Origin of the sequence: Zhongshania borealis, assembly GCF_039539625.1 — a bacterium.
GTDB lineage: Bacteria > Pseudomonadota > Gammaproteobacteria > Pseudomonadales > Spongiibacteraceae > Spongiibacter > Spongiibacter borealis.
On the sequence record NZ_BAABDM010000001.1, the window covers coordinates 716,687 to 736,484 of the forward strand.

15 protein-coding genes are annotated in these 19,798 nt (G+C 49.4%); 1 reads left to right on the forward strand and 14 read right to left on the reverse strand.

The annotated features are described in order from the left end of the window. Positions 1-2: 2 nt before the first annotated feature. From ABD836_RS03345 to ABD836_RS03375, 7 genes are all read right to left on the reverse strand, one after another. The gene (locus tag ABD836_RS03345) at positions 3-842 is read right to left on the reverse strand and encodes an MlaA family lipoprotein (RefSeq protein ID WP_344932381.1); all 840 of its coding nucleotides are present in this window, start codon (positions 840-842) and stop codon (positions 3-5) included. 163 nt (positions 843-1,005) lie between these two features. Beyond that, entirely contained in the window at positions 1,006-1,992 is a 987-nt protein-coding gene (locus ABD836_RS03350; RefSeq protein WP_344932383.1) for a D-Ala-D-Ala carboxypeptidase family metallohydrolase, read from the reverse strand. After that, positions 1,993-3,621: a L,D-transpeptidase family protein gene (locus tag ABD836_RS03355; protein ID WP_344932385.1), complete on the reverse strand. Its 1,629-nt coding sequence runs from the start codon at positions 3,619-3,621 to the stop codon at positions 1,993-1,995. It abuts the gene before it with no gap. Between the two features lie 43 nt (positions 3,622-3,664). Next, a complete protein-coding gene (locus ABD836_RS03360) occupies positions 3,665-5,161 on the reverse strand; it encodes a sensor domain-containing diguanylate cyclase (RefSeq protein WP_344933568.1) in 1,497 nt (498 codons plus the stop codon). A 105-nt stretch (positions 5,162-5,266) separates the two neighbouring features. Further along, positions 5,267-6,073, reverse strand: coding sequence for an acyl-CoA thioesterase (locus ABD836_RS03365; protein ID WP_344932386.1), 807 nt, complete (start codon positions 6,071-6,073; stop codon positions 5,267-5,269). Positions 6,074-6,147: 74 nt separating this feature from the next. Next, positions 6,148-7,773 (reverse strand): long-chain-fatty-acid--CoA ligase, encoded by a 1,626-nt coding sequence (locus ABD836_RS03370; protein ID WP_425583004.1) that lies wholly within the window; start codon positions 7,771-7,773, stop codon positions 6,148-6,150. A gap of 346 nt (positions 7,774-8,119) precedes the next feature. Beyond that, complete coding sequence (locus tag ABD836_RS03375) at positions 8,120-8,491, reverse strand: nuclear transport factor 2 family protein (RefSeq protein ID WP_344932387.1); 372 nt, start codon at positions 8,489-8,491, stop codon at positions 8,120-8,122. A gap of 170 nt (positions 8,492-8,661) precedes the next feature. On the opposite strand from ABD836_RS03375, the gene ABD836_RS03380 reads away from it, so the two are divergent. Next, positions 8,662-10,785 (forward strand): carboxy terminal-processing peptidase, encoded by a 2,124-nt coding sequence (locus ABD836_RS03380; RefSeq protein ID WP_344932389.1) that lies wholly within the window; start codon positions 8,662-8,664, stop codon positions 10,783-10,785. A gap of 47 nt (positions 10,786-10,832) precedes the next feature. Here ABD836_RS03380 and gorA read toward each other — a convergent pair whose 3' ends face one another. Genes gorA through ABD836_RS03415 form a run of 7 tightly spaced genes read right to left on the reverse strand, consistent with a single transcriptional unit; the run spans position 10,833 to position 19,670 of the window. Next, complete coding sequence (gorA, locus tag ABD836_RS03385; protein WP_344932391.1) at positions 10,833-12,203, reverse strand: glutathione-disulfide reductase; 1,371 nt, start codon at positions 12,201-12,203, stop codon at positions 10,833-10,835. A gap of 52 nt (positions 12,204-12,255) precedes the next feature. Next, a complete protein-coding gene (cysG, locus tag ABD836_RS03390; protein ID WP_344932392.1) occupies positions 12,256-13,659 on the reverse strand; it encodes a siroheme synthase CysG in 1,404 nt (467 codons plus the stop codon). A 2-nt stretch (positions 13,660-13,661) separates the two neighbouring features. Beyond that, positions 13,662-14,966 (reverse strand): serine--tRNA ligase, encoded by a 1,305-nt coding sequence (gene serS, locus ABD836_RS03395; RefSeq protein ID WP_344932393.1) that lies wholly within the window; start codon positions 14,964-14,966, stop codon positions 13,662-13,664. Positions 14,967-15,008: 42 nt separating this feature from the next. Then, positions 15,009-15,386, reverse strand: a complete 378-nt coding sequence (crcB, locus tag ABD836_RS03400; protein WP_344932394.1) for a fluoride efflux transporter CrcB — start codon at positions 15,384-15,386, stop codon at positions 15,009-15,011. Between the two features lie 44 nt (positions 15,387-15,430). After that, positions 15,431-16,693: a replication-associated recombination protein A gene (locus ABD836_RS03405; protein ID WP_344933571.1), complete on the reverse strand. Its 1,263-nt coding sequence runs from the start codon at positions 16,691-16,693 to the stop codon at positions 15,431-15,433. A 35-nt stretch (positions 16,694-16,728) separates the two neighbouring features. Then, positions 16,729-17,331 (reverse strand): outer membrane lipoprotein periplasmic chaperone LolA, encoded by a 603-nt coding sequence (lolA, locus tag ABD836_RS03410; protein ID WP_344932396.1) that lies wholly within the window; start codon positions 17,329-17,331, stop codon positions 16,729-16,731. A gap of 11 nt (positions 17,332-17,342) precedes the next feature. Beyond that, complete coding sequence (locus ABD836_RS03415) at positions 17,343-19,670, reverse strand: DNA translocase FtsK (RefSeq protein WP_344932397.1); 2,328 nt, start codon at positions 19,668-19,670, stop codon at positions 17,343-17,345. Between the last annotated feature and the right edge of the window lie 128 nt (positions 19,671-19,798).

A 19,798-nucleotide genomic window follows, 5' to 3' on the forward strand; every position in this document is an offset into this window, starting at 1 on the left:
CTTCATCGAATACTCGACTGCGTGTCATCTAGGGACTTTTCATATTCCTGGTCACGTAAAATGCCTTGTAAGTACATATTCCGGAAAAACAAATAAGGATCGTCACTTTTTGAATGGAGGGTCTCGTAGCTTTCGGCCTGTGGAGCAAAGGCTTGCAAATTATCGCCAGTCATAATGATAGTGGAATCGGGTTGTTGAGCGAGATAAGGAATGGGATTAAGGAAGTAATCAGCAATCAGCCCTGTACCGCTTCGCAAATCTGCGGGCCCGACAAAAGGCAGTACAAGATAGCTACCGTAGCCGCTGCCGTATTGGACAAGGGTGTCTGAAAATCCGGTTTCGTCTTTCTTAAGGGAAAACCACGCATCAGCCGGATCAAAAATTCCAGCAATGCCAATCGTCGTATTAATCAGAAATCGTGCGGTCGTCGTCCCTGCTTTACTTGGTTGCAGTTGCAATAAGTGATTAACAATATGGATCGGTGCTTTGATATTGGCAAATATATTGCTAATTCCGCTTTCGACTGGATCTGGCGTGATGTAGCGGTAGCCTTTGGCTAAGGGAATAAGTGCGTAGCGATAACTAAAATCGTTAAACGCGAAAACAGCGCGATTAAACGACATTAAGGGGTCGTTATATTCACTCTCTTCGTAACTAACGACCGTGATTTCATCGGCGCTCAAATGTGGCGGTTGCGTATCATCTCCGGCGTGAAGTCTTGTAGCGCCGATGAATAGACACAAAAAGATCAGCGCGACCACGATAGATTTGTAGCCGTCGACGACCGATGTGTCGGCGTTATCCCTTGCTTTAAGCAAGGGAGGTAGTTTCAATAACTGCATTCATTCACCGCGCCTTATTCTCGTAGTTGCTGATATAGGGTGTACTCAGCGCTCAAATTTAGAAGGCGACGGGGCTTAATCGTTCCCTGCTGATTTGTTGATCCCGAGTTTCAGTATTTTGTCTTAAGGCTTAGTTATTAAACTAGTTAACTCAGAAACTGTATTATTGATGGCCCCAGCGGGCAGGCGTGCCGCGAACATCGACATGGACAAAGGGCCCGTGAGCCGACGTCTTATCGTATAGCCCTACTCCACCCACTAGCTCGGGATGTTTGCTATGGCTTACCAATTTATCCGCAATATTGTAAAGATACTCGGCATCCTTTAGATTTTTCATTCCTTCTTGATTAATGTCGTCCATAAAATTGTCAACTGGGCGGACATCAATAAAGATATCCGCGGCGCCGCCGTAGATATGGCGACTATTGGTGACATTGCCGATGGCCTTATTATAATAGGGGGTGCGGTACCCACTCATCACCACAAAACTGTTGGTCGCGATACCCTTGCTGTTTACCTTGCGCAGTAATAACTCGAGTTTATCTAGCAACCGTGAATCCAAGAGTAAATACTTGGGATAGGCGCTTTGCTGCTTACATAAGAACTGCCCTAAAGTGAAATGTGGTGATACGCGTAGGTTTTCCAGCTCAGCTTGAATCTCAATAAACCCTTTGGGCGGCCGGTAGCTTGCAAGCCCCTTGAGCGGGCTTGGGTAGCTGCCAATTTGATAGCCATTTAGCTTACCGTTGACAATGTGACTAGCTGGAACCAACACAAACACTTTAAGTTCAACTACTGCCTTATCTTTGTTGCGAACTACGATTATTGGGTAGTAGCCTGACTTGTTGGGGGCGACCCAGGCTATATGCCCCGCCCCGCTTAATTTGAGATTTTGCGGGCCTAGACTGACCGTAAACTCCCCTGGCTTATGCTGCTTAAGCTGGATGTTTAAATTTTCGCCTGGCATTAGGGTGCGTAAATTAATAACGTGGTGTAGCGGTTTTTTATTCGCTTCGACGCTAAACGGCGCAAGTCCAGGGTCAAAATTCAGTTTTTCTCCGGCGTGGAGCGGCGAAATAAAGAGGCTAACAACCGTGAATGCCGTTAAGACGAACACGCGATATTTACAGCCTACACGTTTCAAGAACATTTAGAGCTCGACTCGACTCAGAGGTTTATTTAAGGCTTGCCACAATGGCTGGTCACGTTCATAGATGTCGTTACGAAAATTAAGAATACCCTCACGGTCGACCCAGCCAGTCCAATATTCGATATGGATCGGCAGTGGTGTTTTTAGGCTGACCGTCGTCGTTTCACCCTTGGCAATAACTGCGGCGATTTTACTGTTATCCCAACCTTGATCTCGGAGAAGATATTCCGCGAGTTCGAGCGGATCAGACACACGAATACAGCCAGAGCTGAAGGCCCGCTCAGCTTTTTTAAACAGTTCCCGCGATGGCGTGTCGTGAAGATACACATCATGAGGATTCGGAAACATGAATTTGACCTGACCGAGTGCGTTTTGTGGCCCCGGCCCCTGTACTAGCCTAAACGGAAAGTTGCGCTTAGTAATCTCGTTCCAATGGATTGAGAAGGGATCGATCGGGCTTGTCGAATCACCGCGATAAACGCGCATACCAAGCCGATTTAAATAGCCGGGGTCTTTTTGGATTTCTGCAAGCTTGTCTTCTACCGCCAATTTAAAAGGGACAGTCCAGGTCGGATTCAGTACCAAATAGCGGATTTTATTACTGAAAACCGGCGTTTTACGGTAATTGCGACCGACCACGACCGGCTTAACTAACACTGTTTCGTTGTTGTCGATGATTTTGAGCTCAAAAGCCGCAATATTGACAAGCAAATGCTTATCACCCAAATCTTGTGCTAGCCAGCGCCAGCGTTCCATATTGACAACAATCTGTTTGGCGCGTTCCTTGGGTGAAATATTTAAGGCTTTTATGGTTTCCCGGCCAATAACGCCATCTGCGTCAAGTCCATGGCGGCGCTGAAACACCACAACAGCTTGGGCGACTACATCGGTATATACATCGGGTGAGTCTGCAAGGGTATTATTGAGCGTGAAAGCAGGGAGATCCCCCCAAACTCGCAGTCTGTCGGCAATGATGGTAACGCGGCTATCGATCGCCTTAAGCTTGATCGCGGGCGTTTCCGCGAGCTTCTGTTGCCACGGCGCGTTTGACAATCCTTCCACTTTGGCTAAGGCTATTTTTAACCGGTAATAACGGCTTTGCTTGGGCCGCAAACTGTCTAATGCAGTTGCGACATCACTACCATCCACTACCCGCTGGAGAAGCAATTGTAGGTCGCTATGTCGCCTGTTCGCTTCCCACTCTGTACTTAGCGTGAGCGGATCCACTTTGCCTGATTGCAAATGACTGGCCAAGCTAAGGAAGGCGTCGCTTAGTAGGAGGTCAAAACTGGCGATATCCACTGCCGCCAGGTCAGCGGTCAATAACGGCAGAATTTGCCGAGAATGGTAGTCGTCAGGGAGCAAGCCTTCCCGTTCAATATCGTTGATGGTTTTAAGCAGGGCACGCCCTCCACTAGACAAGACTTCCCTGTTAAACCACGCCGACTTGAAATTACGCTGAGTATAAAAATTACTGAGTATTTCTTTGTTAAGAATGAGCTCGCTTTTCACCACTGCGGGGTAGCCGCCAGTCCAGCTTTCGATGCCCTGTCTTAACTGGTCGTTTGCATGCGCGGTATTCAGCGGTAAAACGCTGAAGATTAGAATAAAAACCTGAAGTAATTTCATGAGATGAGGGGTGTCTCTAGTGTGAGTGAGGTCGGTCTCGGTCTCAATCTGAATCTTCTTCAAATTCTGCAATTCGACTCGGCGTTTTTAGTTTAGCCGTATAGAGCGCAGCCTGGGCAGCATTGAGTAGCTCTTCAGCACTACGAAACTCATGGGCTTGGCTATGCGTCGCAACCCCAATACTTGCGCTAATACTGATTTCAGTAATACCGCCCAGTGGTCCTTTTTTACTTGGGCTATGCAGTAAGCCGATCGCGTCGTATATACGCTGGCTAACCATATTTGCCTGGGCTGGCGTCGTGCCGCCGAGGATTATGAGGAATAGATCGTCGCTATAGCGAATCAATACATCGCCTGCGCGGACGTTACTTTCAAGAGCGCGAGCCATTTCGGCAATGAATGCATCCGGGTCAGCAAGGCGCTTGCGTATGTCTTTTAAATTACCCACTTCCAGCAGCGCAAAACTGATATTGCGATCTGTCCGGCAAGCAATATCAAAAGCATCAGGAATATAGCCGTCGGCAAATTTACGAGAAAATATCTTCGTATGCGGATCGTAGCGCTCTTCCCTACTTAACTTCTCTGGTCCGTTCTGGCTGGCTTTCTGTGGCGTGCGCTGCAAGCTAGCGATGTTCATGGCAGCCAGGGTAGCATTGGCTTCTTCTAGTAAGCTGGATTGGCTCGCACTTTCTGTCAGTCTGATGTCAAACAACTCTTCCATTTCTGGAATTTTGTCATGCATACGGTCAATGAGCGTGTCGATTTTGTTGTTGCTTAGCTCAAGTATACGCTGACATTGTAAAATCAACTGATTTCGCGCGTCGCTGGTTTCACCGAGAATCAAAAAGTCAGCGACCACACCAGATACAGCCACGCAGCGCACAAATAAACCGTCGCGATCGCCCTTGGCAAACGTTCCGGGCCGATGACTATTGGCGATAGCCAAGGTCGTTCGGTCGGCTAAGCCCCAGTGCTTGCTTAGCCATGCGCCCGCCTCGGCGTGGTCACCGCCCATATGCTCTATTTCGTATTCGCGAACGCGCTGATGAAATACTTGATCACTTTGCAGGGACGCATAAAAATCAGCTTGGAGACGATCGATTGCAATCATCCCTATATCTTGCAATAAACCGGCTAAGAAGAGTTCTTCAAGAGCGCGCTCCCCCGTAAGGCGGCCTAGTTCCAGCGCGGCACTCGCAGACAATAGGGATCGCCGCCAGAATAAGGGATAGTGTAAACCAGAGCCCCGAGGCTCCTTAATAGACGAGGTTAAAGAGAAGCTTAACGCAAGATTGACTGTGGTGTTTAGTCCAAGCAAGACGATGGCGCGACGTAGGTTTTCAATTTTATGGTCATTGGCATAAATCGGTGAATTGGCATATTGCAGAGTCTTAGCGGCGAGTGCCGGATCGCTGGCCACAAGGTCAGCGATATTTTGCATATCGATATCACCCTGTTGGGCTAGGGTAACGATACGGGTTACCACCCTAGGAATCGACGGTAAACGCGCGTTATTTTCGATAAACGGACTGAAATCCATTGCCACGTTCGTGTCCCCGTATTTAAACCTAACTAACTACAGATGGTATTATTTGCGGCTGCACCGCCACATAAACGCAGCGCAACTGTCGCAGTGAAGTCCGTTTCAGTGTTTTTCGAAAACCGTCGCAATTTGCCGGCTAAACATGACAGCCTGTCCATCAGGTCCCCAAATTGTCGCATTATTATGAAAATAGCCGTTGCCAGCGGCGGCGCAACGGTAATCACAATACCACCAATCCGACGCGTCGGCGGTGGGTAACTCACAGGGAAATTCCAAATACCAGCTCAGTGAGCTCCCAATACCCGGTGGTTTTATCATATTTAGACCAGGCATGGGTGGTACATCTGCCAGTGCGATTAATGCGGCTATATCAATAGGCCGGTGCTTTGGGAAACGGAGCCACACGCCGAAGTCAGCGGAGCTTGATCCACTAAAGGGTTTAGCGCCGTACTCAGTTCGCATATCAAAATGCTGAGTGAAACTCGGAGTGACACCTTCTATATAGGGTAGACGCGCCAAAGCTTCGGGATCGCTCAGTTTCGGCATTTTTGGCGAAGCAACGGTCACGGCTGACGGCCGGTCTTTGCCGTAAGCTGCGCTGACATTAACAACAACGTCGCCTTGACAGATAAGATCACCCTGCAAATGGCTCACAGAACCACCAACACGCAATTCGCGAAGTTGGATATCGTGCTCCCCGGCGGGAACTGGCCCCACAAACAGTACCGACAAAGACCGCAACCGGCGGTCGGGGGCGACGATATTATTCATCGCGGTCGCCACTAGCGCAGCACTTAAACCGCCAAATGCCGTTCTACCTTGTAGCCAAGACTCATCAACGGTGGCTTTAAACCGATTCATGTCTGCGGTTGCGGTGACACTGTTGATCACCGCTTGAAAATCCCTCATTGCATATCCTTTAGGGCTTGCACATTTTTACATTACAAAAACAGAGCCGACCTCGACTCTGTTTGAAGGCAAGCTCACGCGGGCCAGCTGTAATCTTTATAAGTTTCACGGATATCTTTCTTACTTAGCTTGCCAGTAGCGGTATGTGGCAGTGACTCAACGAATAAACAGTCTTCTGGGATCCACCATTTGGCGACCTTACCGTCAAACCAAGCAAGCATTTCTTCGCGACTTAGGTCTTCACCTTCCTGTAAAATAACTAACAGTAAAGGCCGCTCGCTCCAGGTGGGGTGTGGCATACCAACCACTGCCGCCTCGGCCACTTTAGGATGATTTACCGCACAGTTCTCGAGTTCAATGGAGCTGATCCATTCGCCGCCCGATTTAATAACATCTTTAACCCGGTCGGTAATTTTCATGTAGCCGTATTTATCGACACAGGCCACATCGCCAGTTTCAAACCAGCCATCGTCATCAAGAGTCTGACCATCGTAGCGATAGTATTCGGCAATAATCCAAGGACCACGAACTTTTACGGCTCCGGCACTTTCTCCGTCCCAAGGCAGTTCTTTGTTCTCTGCATCGACAATTTTCATCTCAACACCGAAAACCGGCCGACCCTGTTTTAGGCGCATTTTGTCGTACTCTTCAGGGGCCAGTGCGGCCACTTCTGGGGCGACAATGCCATTAAATGTTCCAAGTGGGTTCATTTCGGTCATGCCCCAACCTTGCTGAACATCTACACCGTGTTTGCGGCGGAAGTCATCAAATATCGTGAACGGACAAGCAGCCCCACCAACCGTCAAACGGTTCAGGCTTTCCACTGTCTGCTTGGTTTTTTCTAAATAATTCAGTAGCGCCAACCAGACTGTTGGCACACCCGCTGATACGGTGACTTTTTCTTCGTTAATTAAGTTGCAGAGCGTTTCGCCATCGCCCATTTTAGGACCAGGCATGACCAGTTTTGCACCGGTCATCGGCGCGCTGTACACCAATCCCCAGCCGTTTACATGGAACATTGGCACAATTGGCAGCGCAACATCTTTAATAGACAGGCCAAACACATCCGGGGCTATGCTCGCATAGCAATGCAGTAGCGTTGAACGATGGGTATACATCACGCCCTTGGGATTACCTGTTGTACCAGATGTGTAGCATAGCGCCGACGGGGTGTTTTCATCCAATTCGGGCCATTCAAACTCATCGCTTTCTGCTGCAAGTAAATCTTCGTAGCACAGTACATTTCGCAATTTTGTGTCAGGCATATGCGCCGCATCGGTCATCACGACAAAACCTTTGACCTCGGGCATGGTGTGCTGCAGCCCTTCCAATAGGGGTACAATGGTCGCGTCGACAAATACCCATTGGTCTTGGCCATGGTTAACAATGTATTCAATTTGCTCTGGAAATAAGCGTGGGTTGATCGTATGACAGATCATGCCGCTGCACGACACCCCGTAATAAATTTCTAAGTGGCGGTAATCATTCCACGCAAAAGTAGCGATTGTATCGCCAGGTTTTAGCCCAAGCTTAACCAATGCGTTTGCGAGTTTTCTGGCGCGGGCAAACGCCTCGCTGTAGGTGTAACGGTGGCGCGGATTGTCTGCGGTCACCGATACGATCTCTACCCCGCCATTCACTTTGTCGGCATGTTTCATTAAAGACGTAATAGTCAGCTGAGTGTTCATCATGGCTTGCATTATTATTACTCTCCTTGCGAAGGCTTGAAAACGATCGCTTTTATATAAAGTGTCGCGGTAGGCTTGTGCTGGGGGGCAAACGCCAAATTGTGTTCTCAGGTGTTTAGCGCCTAGGATCTATGTTACCGAAGCGCTCCTGCCGTTATTTTAATTGTGAGCTTCATCGCCGCGCAGACTTAGCGAGCACGGCACTTAGCGTCAAACTCTTTTACTCGGTATCGCTGAGCAAATATTTATAATATATATGCTCAGCTAAGTCCAATAACTTGCTGTAAATAAAGGATTTATAAGTAGGCCACCAGCCCTATCAGCAGCCGCGGCCGTGCAGGCAATTGCCGGAGCTGCCTCAGGGCGTACTCATATTCGCTTCGCTCCAAAATGCCTTCATCGCGATCACTTTGTCCTCGTCGTTGAAACTAAATTGATCAATGATCTCCATGCGGACTTCACCATTACCAGGATTCAATTCAACGACAAAGGGAAATACGGCATGATTGGCAGCTAAGCGAACAGCGCCTTCTAGTCGAGCAGATATCCCGGAACTAAATGCCACTTCATAGAATCGAAGAATGGCAGCTTTACCGACAATTAGCTCACTACCTACGGGATCTTCAATGGTGGCATTGTCAGCAAATAGATCATTGATCGCCGACATGTCGTGGTTGGTTAGAGCTTGAATGTATTGCTCCACGGCAGCAATTTTGGGGTTTTTACGCACTTTACTAACTCCAGAGGGTCAATTAGTAGACCTTTTCAGTGTAACGCGGTATATCAATTAGGAATATGTCATTTTTATTAATAAACCTCGACATGTGGCTCCGCGCTGCAATCAGTGCCTCAGCGGTGTAACATACTTAAGATCACTCGACTTATTAGACGCGGTATTTGATGCTAAATAAAAGATTTCCCCGCAGTATTTGTATTGTTTTCGCCCTTGTTCTGCAAATGAGCACAGCTTGGGCTTCAACTGAAGTAATTAAGCCCCTGTTGCCAGAACCCAGCCATATCACCGCCATTCGCGACATGGTTAAGCAGCTTGATACACGGCACTATGTGAAAATGGCCTTAAACGACGATTTATCGGCGCATTTACTAGATTCATTTTTAGATGACCTAGACCCGAATCGCCAGTTTTTGCTTCAGAGTGATATTAAAGAATTTCAGAAGTATCGAACGACTTTAGACAACGAGCTTAAGAAAGCACAGCTCGACGCCGGTTTTGCGATATTTAATCGTTACCGTCAGCGCATGATTGAACGACTTCAAAATGCACTTGATACCCTACCAGCAACTGTCGCGGCGATGGATTTCAGTGTTGATGAGGATATTCAGCTAGATCGTGCTAAAGAAGCCTGGCCCAAAGACAGTGCCGCCGCCGATGAAATCTGGCGCAAGCAAATAAAAAATCGCGTGTTGGGCTTGCAGCTCGCCGGTAAAGATAAAGAAGGCATTGTCGACTTACTGAGTAAGCGCTTTAAAAACCAGATAAAACGCATGACGCAGCTGGAATCTGAAGACGCCTTCCAGTTCTATGCGAATGCCTTTGCTTCACTATACGACCCCCACACCGACTATTTCTCGCCGCGTTTGTCAGAAAACTTCCAGATTAATATGAGCCTTAAACTAGAAGGTATTGGCGCGGTATTACAGATGGAGGACGACTACACCAAGGTCGTTCGACTAGTACCCGCTGGCCCAGCCGATAAACAAGGTCAATTACAGCCTGCCGATAAGATTATTGGCGTTGCTCAGGGTAAATCTGGGGAAATGCAAGACGTCATTGGCTGGCGTCTTGATGATGTTGTAGACCTAATTCGCGGTGCCGCAGGATCTTTTGTCCGCTTAGACGTTATTCCAGCTGTTGCACAAAGCGAGGAGGCGCGCCGTGAAATCACTATTGAGCGAAACGAGGTTAAGCTTGAGGACCAAAGTGCTAAGGGCGAGCTAATCGAGTTTAAAGACAGCCACGGCATGAGCCACCAGGTTGGCGTTATTGATGTACCGACGTTCTACTTAGACTTTGAGGCTTACCGCTTAGGCGATACCGAATATCGCAGCACGACGCGCGACGTACATCGCATTCTTGGTGAGCTCTTAAGTCAAGGCGCCGAAGGTATTGTAATTGATTTGCGCGATAATGGTGGCGGCTCCTTAGCCGAAGCCAATGGCATGGTTGGCTTATTCATTGAAGCGGGCCCTACGGTGCAAATTCGCCAGTCAAACTCTCGGGTAATTCGAGAAGGTAAGCGGCGCAGTACGCCCTACTATTCTGGACCATTGGCAGTCTTAATCAATCGCATGAGCGCGTCAGCCTCTGAGATTTTTGCGGGCGCCATTCAGGATTATCAGCGCGGTATCGTGATCGGCACCCAGTCGTTTGGTAAAGGGACGGTGCAATCGGTTAATCCGTTGAGTCACGGTCAACTCAAATTAACAGAATCAAAGTTTTATCGAGTGTCTGGGGACAGCACTCAGAACCGCGGTGTTATTCCAGATATCGCTTTCCCCCCATTATATGATCAAGACAAAATCGGTGAGAGTATCCTTGATAACGCTTTGAGCTGGGATCGTATTGCGCGTGCAAACCATCGTTACTACTTCGACCTCAAATCAGGCTTGCAAACGCTACAACGTAAGCACGACAAGCGCATTGCCAAAGACCCTGATTTTGTATTCTTACAGGAGCAAATAGGGGTTATTGAAAAAATGCGCAGCAAAACGCATTTATCCTTAAATATCGATAAGCGCCGCAGTGAGCGGGACGAACAAAAAGCCTTACAGTTGGCAATGGAAAATCGGCGGCGGGTTGCCAAAGGTGAGGAACCTTTGAAAGAACTTGATGAAGATAAGGACGATGACGAGACCTTGGCCCTGAGCGGTGAAACCCCGGTAGACGAAAGTGATGAAAAGGATAAGAAGAAAGATCCTGATCCACTGTTAATCGAAGCAAGCCATATTCTTGTTGATGCTATGCCCTACTTTCTGCCTGAACGACTGGCCAATCGACCCTAGTCAATAATTACCCTAGGCTATTTTGGCCTAGGGTAATTTCAATACTACTAGCGATTTGCTTCTCTCATCGTAACAAACTCCTCAGCAACCGTCGGGTGAATACCGATTGTGGCGTCAAAGTCAGCCTTGGTTGCACCGGCTTTAATAGCGACTGCGAGCCCCTGAATGACCTCCCCCGCCTCGTCGCCCAACATATGAGCGCCAACTACTTTGTCACTGCTCTTATCGACGATCAGTTTTAGCAAAGTCTTGGTTTTGTTGCCGCTGAGTGTGTGCTTTAAGTGCGTGAAGCGCGAAGTGTATACGGCGATGTCTGCAAATTCTTCCCTAGCCTCCTCTTCGCTATAGCCAACCGTTGCGAGGTTTGGTTTGGAAAAAATAGCCGTTGGAATAAAATTATAATCTACAGTCTTGGTTTCACCGCGATACAGTCGTTTAGCCAAGTTCATGCCTTCGGCTAAGGCAACTGGCGTTAATTCCATACCGCCGGTGACATCGCCAACAGCGTAGATAGACGACTCCGCAGTCTGGAACGTCTCATCCACGGCGATGTAGCCTTTATCATTGAGCGTGACGCCAGTGTTCTCCAGCCCTAAACCGTCTAACAAAGGTTTACGGCCGGTGGCATACAATACTTGGTCGGTAACTAGGCTTTCACCGCTTTCTAAGGTGAGCTTGTAGCGATCGCCATGCTTTTCGATGGCCATCACGTTTTCATTAAAACGCAGTCCTACACCTTGAGTACGCATGTCTTCGGCAAGTTGTTCGCGCATCTCCATGTCGAAACCGCGTAGAAACAAATCACGGCGATAGATCTGGTCTACCTCAACGCCTAAGCCATGTAATATCCCAGCAAATTCAGTTGCGATATACCCGCCGCCGACCACGACCGCGTGTTTGGGCAAGGAGTCGAGGTAAAATAATTCATTCGAGCTGATCGCAAATTCACGACCGGGTATATTGGGAATGAAGGGCCACCCCCCAACCGCAATTAGAATACGTTTCGCGGTATAGCTATTGCCGTCTACGCTGATGGTGTGGGCGTCGACAAAACGGGCATGGCCATTTATCAGCTCCACCCCAGCGTTGCTCAAGAGATTACCGTAGATGCCGTTTAAACGTTCGATCTCACGGGTTTTATTGTCGCGGAGTGTTGGCCAGTGCAGCGGCTCTACTTGGCTGTTCCAGCCAAAGCCTTGCGCGTCTTTAAAGTCTTCACCGTAGTGGGCAGCGTAGCTAAAAAGTTTTTTCGGTACGCAGCCCACATTCACACAGGTACCACCTAAATATCGCGATTCGGCAATGGCGACTTTTGCGCCGAAGCCCGCGGACATGCGCGCTGCACGAACTCCGCCTGAACCCGCGCCAATAACAAATAAATCGTAGTCGTAATCGGTATCTAAACCTTGCTGCGTCATTTTGACTCCAGTTAATGGTGTTTAGCGATGAGAGTAGATTCGACGGCGTTTGTTACATACCGCCTTTGCTGAGGTCGTGCTGTTCGAACCAAGCGAGCTTTGCCCGCAAGTTAACAACCTCGCCGACAATAATTAAGGTTGGCGCCTGCACAGGTTCCGCGGCAAGGCGCGCAACCATTGTAGCGAGGCTTGCAACGACGACGCGTTGCTGGGGTGTTGTCCCCTGCTGTATTACGGCAATAGGCGTATCAGCGTCACGACCATGGGCAATTAATTGCTCACATATACTCGGCAGGCCGACCAAACCCATATAAAACACCACGGTTTGGCTGGAATGAACTAATTCGGACCACGGGAGGTTTAAACTGTGGTCCTTCAAATGACCAGTAACGAAGCGCACAGACTGCGCATAATCCCGGTGTGTGAGTGGAATGCCTGCGTAACTGGCGCAGCCAGATGCGGCAGTAATGCCCGGCACCACTTGAAAGGGAATTTTTTCTTGGGCGAGTTCTTCAATCTCTTCGCCACCACGACCAAATATAAAGGGATCGCCGCCCTTCAAACGCGCGACCTTCTTGCCTTCTTTGGCGTATTTGACCAGGAGCTTATTGATGTCTTGCTGTGGAACTGCATGTTCAGCGCGGGCTTTGCCAACATAGACTCGATCAGCGTCTTTGCGGCACATATCGACAATAGCAGGCGCGACCAAGCGATCGTATAGAACAACGTCAGCGCGCTGTAGCAAACGTAATGCCTTGAAAGTCATTAGGTCCGGATCACCTGGACCGGCGCCAATTAAATACACCTCGCCGCCAGAATCGATGTCCGCTTTGTCGATCGCAACGGCTAGCATATCTGCCGCAACAGCGTCTTTTCCTGCAAACACCATTTCAGCAATAGGTCCTTGCAGGGTTTTCTCCCAAAAATGGCGGCGGTCTTCTATGTCGCTAAAACGTGCTTTAACGGCATCGCGAAAATCCCCGACCAATTTGGCTAAACGGCCATAAGATGCTGGTATGCTTGCTTCTAGGCGTGAGCGCATCATGCGCGCTAGTACCGGGCTTTTGCCGCCGCTGCTTACCGCAATAATCAGGGGCGAACGATCGATAATCGCGGGTAAAATCACACTGCATAGATCGGGATTATCTACAACATTAACGGGGATATGCCTTGCATGGCACGCCGCAGATACGCGTTTATTTAATGCTTCGTCGTCTGTGGCAGCTATAACCAAAAACACATCATCAAGGAGGTGATCACCGTAGTCACCGCGGATACATTCGCCACCGGCGTTAGTACACAGGGTTGAAAGCTCCGGCAATATATCATGGGCTACGAGACGTAATTTCGCGCCGGCTTTACACAATAAATTTGCCTTGCGTAGCGCGACCTGACCGCCGCCCACTAACAAACAGGGCTTATTGCGCAGGTCCGTAAACAGCGGCAAAAAATCCATACTTAGCAATCTCCGGCTTCGAGGCGTTCAAGGCCGCCCATATAGCCACGGAGTGCTTCGGGAACAGTTAGGGAGCCGTCGGCCTGTTGGTAGTTTTCAAGGATAGCCACGAGTGTACGGCCGACCGCTAAACCGGAGCCGTTTAGGGTATGAAGTAACTCGGCTTTGCCGGTTTCCGGGTTTCGCCAGCGTGCTAACATTCTGCGCGCTTGGAAATCACCAAAGTTACTGCAAGACGAGATCTCACGGTAAGCACTCTGCCCAGGTAACCACACTTCTAAATCATAGGTTTTCCGCGCAGAAAAGCCCAAATCGCCACCACATAAAATAACTTTGCGATACGGCAATTCCAGTAATTGCAGTATGGCCTCGGCGTGACCGGTTAGGCTCTCGAGCGCATCATCAGACTGATCAGCGCGAACAAACTGTACAAGCTCGACTTTTTCGAACTGGTGCTGGCGAATCATACCGCGTGTGTCACGGCCGTAGCTGCCCGCCTCACTGCGGAAACAAGGAGTGTGACAGGTGAAACGCAGACCTTTGTCCAGTTCACTGGCGTCAACAATGGTATCCCGAAACATATTGGTTACCGGCACTTCAGCGGTTGGAATGAGGTAATATTCAGAATCGCCCTGAAGCTTGAATAAATCAGCTTCAAATTTTGGTAATTGACCGGTGCCACGCAAGGAATCGGCATTCACCAAGTAAGGCACATACACTTCTTTGTAGCCGTGGCTGCGGCTGTGAGTATCAAGCATAAGCTGGATGAGTGCTCGGTGCATCCGAGCCAAGCCGCCGCGCATCACCGAAAAGCGACTACCGGTAATTTTAGCTGCCGTATCAAAATCCAATCCGCCGAGACTTTCACCCACATCAACGTGATCTTTCGCCTCAAAATCGAATTCACGTGGCGTACCCCAACGCAAGACTTCGATATTGCAGCTTTCGTCTTTGCCCACGGGGACATCGTCCGCAGGCAAATTCGGCACGGCCATTAACAATTGATCGAGTGCCTCATTAGCCTCTTTCGCCTGCTGCTTGAGTGCCTCTAACTCTGACTCAATTTTGGCTAAGGTTTCATTCACTTTGGCCTTGGCATCGTCAATACTCAGACCGGTTTTGATCAGTTCACCGATTTGCTTTGATGCTTTCTTTCGTTCTGCTAAAAGGTTTTGACTGTTCATGTCAGCTTGTTTGCGGCTGGCATCGAGGGCTTCGAATTGCACAGCATCAAAACTGTAATACTTTTTCTTCAGCGCTTCGGCAATTGCCTGTGAGTCCTGCCGAACCTGCTTAATATCTAACATTAAAATAAATCTCCAAGCATCTGTATTTATTCAAAAAATAATTCAAATAGCGCGTAAAACGACAATTCCTAACCAACATGCAATCACGCAACTGACCACCGTACTCAGCATATATGTGAGTGCCAGGAGTACTTTTCCTGCCTCAAGTAGCGCCACAGACTCCAGAGAAAACGTAGAGAAAGTAGTGAACGCGCCTAAAAAGCCCACCATTAATACGTAGCGCCAATCCGCGTGCAGTGACGATTTTTCGGTAATGAGCACATATACTGCGCCAATCACGAACGAGCCAATAAAATTCACCGCAAAAGTGCCTAAGGGCCAGTAAACCTGCGCCAAATAATGACTGACGACTCGGCCAACGCCATAGCGACTGAGCGCACCAGAAGCCCCGCCTAGGGCAATCAGTAGATAAATTTGCACGTGTAAAGGTCTCCGGACTGGGTCGCTATTCTACCCCATTCAATTCAACGATAGCGCTTGTGACTGGCACTATCATCAAGCTCTTGCAAATATCGTAGCTTTTCAGCGATTTTTTTCTCAAGCCCGCGGTTAACTGGCTGGTAGTAAACCCGGTCTTGGATCTCTTCGGGCAGATAATTTTCCCCTGCGGCGTAGGCATCCGGCTCGTCGTGAGCATAACGGTAGCCGCCGCCAAAGCCCTGATCCTTCATCATATTTGTTGGTGCATTGCGCAAATGCATGGGTACGTCATAACTCGGTGAAGCCGCGATTTCTTTGCGCACGGCATTATACGCAGTATAAACCGCGTTGCTTTTTGGGGCCGCAGCGAGATAACACACCGCTTGGGCCATCGCGAGTTCGCCTTCTGGGCTGCCCAGCCGCTCTTGGGTCTCCCATGCGTCTAAGCATAAACGCAGCGCTCGGGGATCGGCATTGCCAATGTCTTCGCTTGCCATACGCACTAAGCGACGGGCCACGTACAAGGGTTCGCAGCCGCCGTCGAGCATTCGCGCAAACCAATACAAGGCGCCGTCAACCGAACTCCCCCGCACAGACTTATGGAGCGCAGAAATCTGCTCATAAAATAAATCGCCGCCCTTATCGAAGCGCCTCGGCTGACCACTAAGAACTTGGTCGATAATGCCCGCATTTAACTCAGTGCTGCCCCTTCCCTTGCCGAGCATATCCCCCGCGATTTCGAGTACATTGAGTGCACGGCGGCCGTCGCCGTCGGCGTGCTGAGCAATGCGCTCTATTTGGTCCTGAGCGAGCTGCCAGCCTTCAGTGGTTGCGGCGTGCCGAACAATATCGACGATTGCGCCGTCGCTAAGCGCATTTAGTTGATACACGCGCGCACGCGACAGCAAAGCATTGTTGATTTCGAAAGAGGGGTTTTCAGTTGTCGCGCCAACAAAAATGACTGTGCCATCCTCAACATACGGCAAGAATGCGTCTTGTTGAGATTTGTTAAAGCGATGAACCTCGTCGATAAACAAGATAGTGCGACGCTGGAAAAATTGCTGTTGCTTGGCCTCTTCCACCGCTGCACGTATATCTTTCACGCCGGCCAAGACCGCTGAAATACTGATGAAATGGGCATCGGAAAGCTGTGCAATGAGTTGCGCTAAGGTGGTTTTCCCAACGCCAGGCGGGCCCCAAAATATCATGGAGTGCAACTGGCCTGAATCAAGCGCCCGCCTCAGCGGTTTATCGGGCGCGAGCAGGTGATCTTGCCCAAGGTAGTGCTCAAGGCTCTGAGGCCGCATTCGCGCTGCTAGCGGCGCCTTGCTAGGCGTTTCGGTCAAGACTTTTTCGCCTCAGCCTCATTGAACTCAAAATCGCGATCGCTGAAGCGGTTATTGTATTTTGGATTAACAAACTCAATTTTGGTGGTTTGCTCAAGCGTATCGGTTAAACGCATCGCGGTGAGCTTGCCCCAAGTGAACATCAGCACCATTTCCGTGAAAGAACCTGGCACTTTGGGACTTAAGATAAATTCTCGGGAATTGCCGTTCTTTTTCACGTCTACATCATATTGCGCGGCAAGTTGTTCAATGCTCATACCAATGATCATTGCAGGCGTTTGCGCGAGATTCGCGTCGAAGGGCTCAGTGTTTAGCTGCTCTAAATCTGCATCATAGCGCCACACGGTTTTACCGTTACTCACCAACAGATAATGGAAGGGCTCGGTGCTCTCCCAACGAATTTTATTGGGTCGCTTAAGAGCAATTGTGCCCTTACTCTCTTGCAGCAGCTGACCATCGATGTCGCTAACTTGTTGGATAAATTTGGCGTTAAGGCTTTGTGCGCCAGAGAGATGCAAGTGTAGCTGTGCCACGTCGCCCTCGGCGGTGGCAGCGAGTGTAAGTATCGACAAGCATAAAAATACAAAAAATTGACGCATAGATTCTACTTCTATTCAAATGGAGGTGGAGCCAGTACTTCACGACTACCGTTGCTGGCCATCTCAGTTACGACACCGGCAGCCTCCATTGTTTCAATTAATCGGGCGGCGCGATTATAGCCGATTCGCAATTTACGCTGCACAGACGATATAGATGCCCGCCGGCTTTTAGTTACATAGGCAACCGCTTCATCATATAAGGCGTCGGATTCACCGTCGTCGCCACCAGCACCTTCCGCTGGCATCCCGGGCATTGCATCGGTGGTACTGCCCTCTTCGAGCAAGCCATCGATGTATTGGGGCTCGCCACGGCGCTTCCAATCAGCCACTACGCGGTGAACTTCTTCGTCTGACACAAAGGCGCCGTGAACACGCATTGGAATACCTGCGCCGGGCGGCAAATACAGCATATCGCCGTGACCGAGTAACTGCTCTGCCCCGCCCTGATCCAAAATAGTTCGAGAATCTATTTTGGACGAAACTTGGAAACCGATACGGGTCGGTACGTTGGCTTTAATCAATCCGGTAATAACGTCGACCGAGGGCCTTTGGGTCGCAAGTAATAAGTGGATACCTGCCGCACGCGCCTTTTGAGCGATACGGGCAATAAGTTCTTCAACCTTTTTGCCGACGATCATCATCATGTCGGCAAATTCATCAATAACGACAACGATTGAAGGTAGTACCTCTAAATCCGGTGCTTGAGCCTCTTCCAGACCGGCTTGGTAGTGCTCTTCAGGTTTCCACAGGGGATCTTTGATTGGCTCCCCTGCAATAATGGCGTCTTTCACTTTACGGTTAAAACCCGCGAGATTACGCACACCCATTTTTGACATGAGTTTGTAGCGCCGTTCCATTTCAGCCACACACCAGCGCAGACCGTTGGCGGCGTCCTTCATGTCGGTGATAACTGGGGTAAGCAAATGAGGAATACCGTCGTAAACCGATAATTCCAACATTTTCGGGTCAACCAGCATCAAGCGCACTTCTTCCGGCGTCGATTTATACAGCAAGCTGATCAGCATGGCATTAACACCTACCGACTTACCTGAACCAGTGGTTCCCGCAACTAATAAGTGCGGCATCTTCCCAAGGTCGGCGCATACCGGCTCACCGGAAATGTCGTGGCCTAGCGCTAATGTAAGTGGCGATTTACAGGCATCAAAAGCTTCTGACGCGAGTACGTCGTGGAAATTAACAATCTCGCGGTCTTCATTGGGAATTTCAATCCCAACGTAAGGTTTACCGGGAATAACCTCCACTACGCGAACACTGACAACCGCCAATGAGCGCGCAAGATCTTTGACTAGATTAGATATCTTACTGACCTTTACACCGGCGTCCGGCTCAAGCTCAAAACGCGTGATCACAGGGCCGGGGAATACAGAAATTACTTTTGCCGAGACACCGAAATCGAGCAACTTTATTTCTAACAACCGCGACATAGCCTCCAGTGTTTCCGGCGAATAGCCCCGTTCTGGGTTATGAACGGCTTTATCAAGCAGGCTTAATGACGGCAAAGTGCCGGTCACAGGGCCGTCAAACAGGGATTTCTGACGTTCCTTGTCGGGTCTTGCAGACTTAACCACGGGCTTAGGTGGCGGCGCAATTTGTGGCGGCACCCTAGTCTTTTGAATTTCGGTTTTTTTCGCTACAGACTCATGGCGCTGCTGCTTTGCCGCATTGGCTTTGCGGCGTTCGTGGCGCGCCAATTTATAGCGATACAGCGCTTCACGACTGCGATCAAAAAACCGCAGCGTAGCCGCGCCAACGGAATCCATTAGCAGAATCCAAGACAAATCAGTAAAAACGGTTAAACCAAACAACAAAATGGCGATCAGCAGTAATCGGCTACCAAACTCATTAAATGACGTCATGGTGGCATTGCCAACAGCATCGCCGAGTACACCGCCAGCGCCAAAGGGCAGACCGCTATTGCCAAGATCGCCATTGGCGGCAAGTCCAGTGCTGGAAATCATCACCAGCACTAAGCCTATAAGGCGCAGCACAAAGATAAGTGTGTCGAATCCCGCAGGCCGGTAACGCTCTTTAAAAAGCCGCCAAGCCCTAAAACCAAGCATTGCTGGAAATAAATAAGCCATGTAGCCAAAAAGGGCGAAAAACACGTCAGCTAGCCACGCCCCAACAGGCCCCCCAGTATTCACAATGCGATCGCCATTGCCGGTGCGCGACCAGCCGGGATCATTACCGCTGTAGCTCAGCAGCGACACAAATATATAAATACAGACGGCAACAAAGGCAATCAATAAACCTTCGCGCAAGCGCAAATTCAAAATCTCACGGTTTTCTACCGTGGCAGCTGATGTCGGTTTTGGCAAAAGAGAACAGTTTCCTTAATTTGCACGTAAAATACACAAACCCTATATGGGCCGTTGAAATAGCGATAAGTGGCCCAATATTAGCACTATGTCATAAGACTTGTCGCCGCACACAGCTTTTGCCGCGC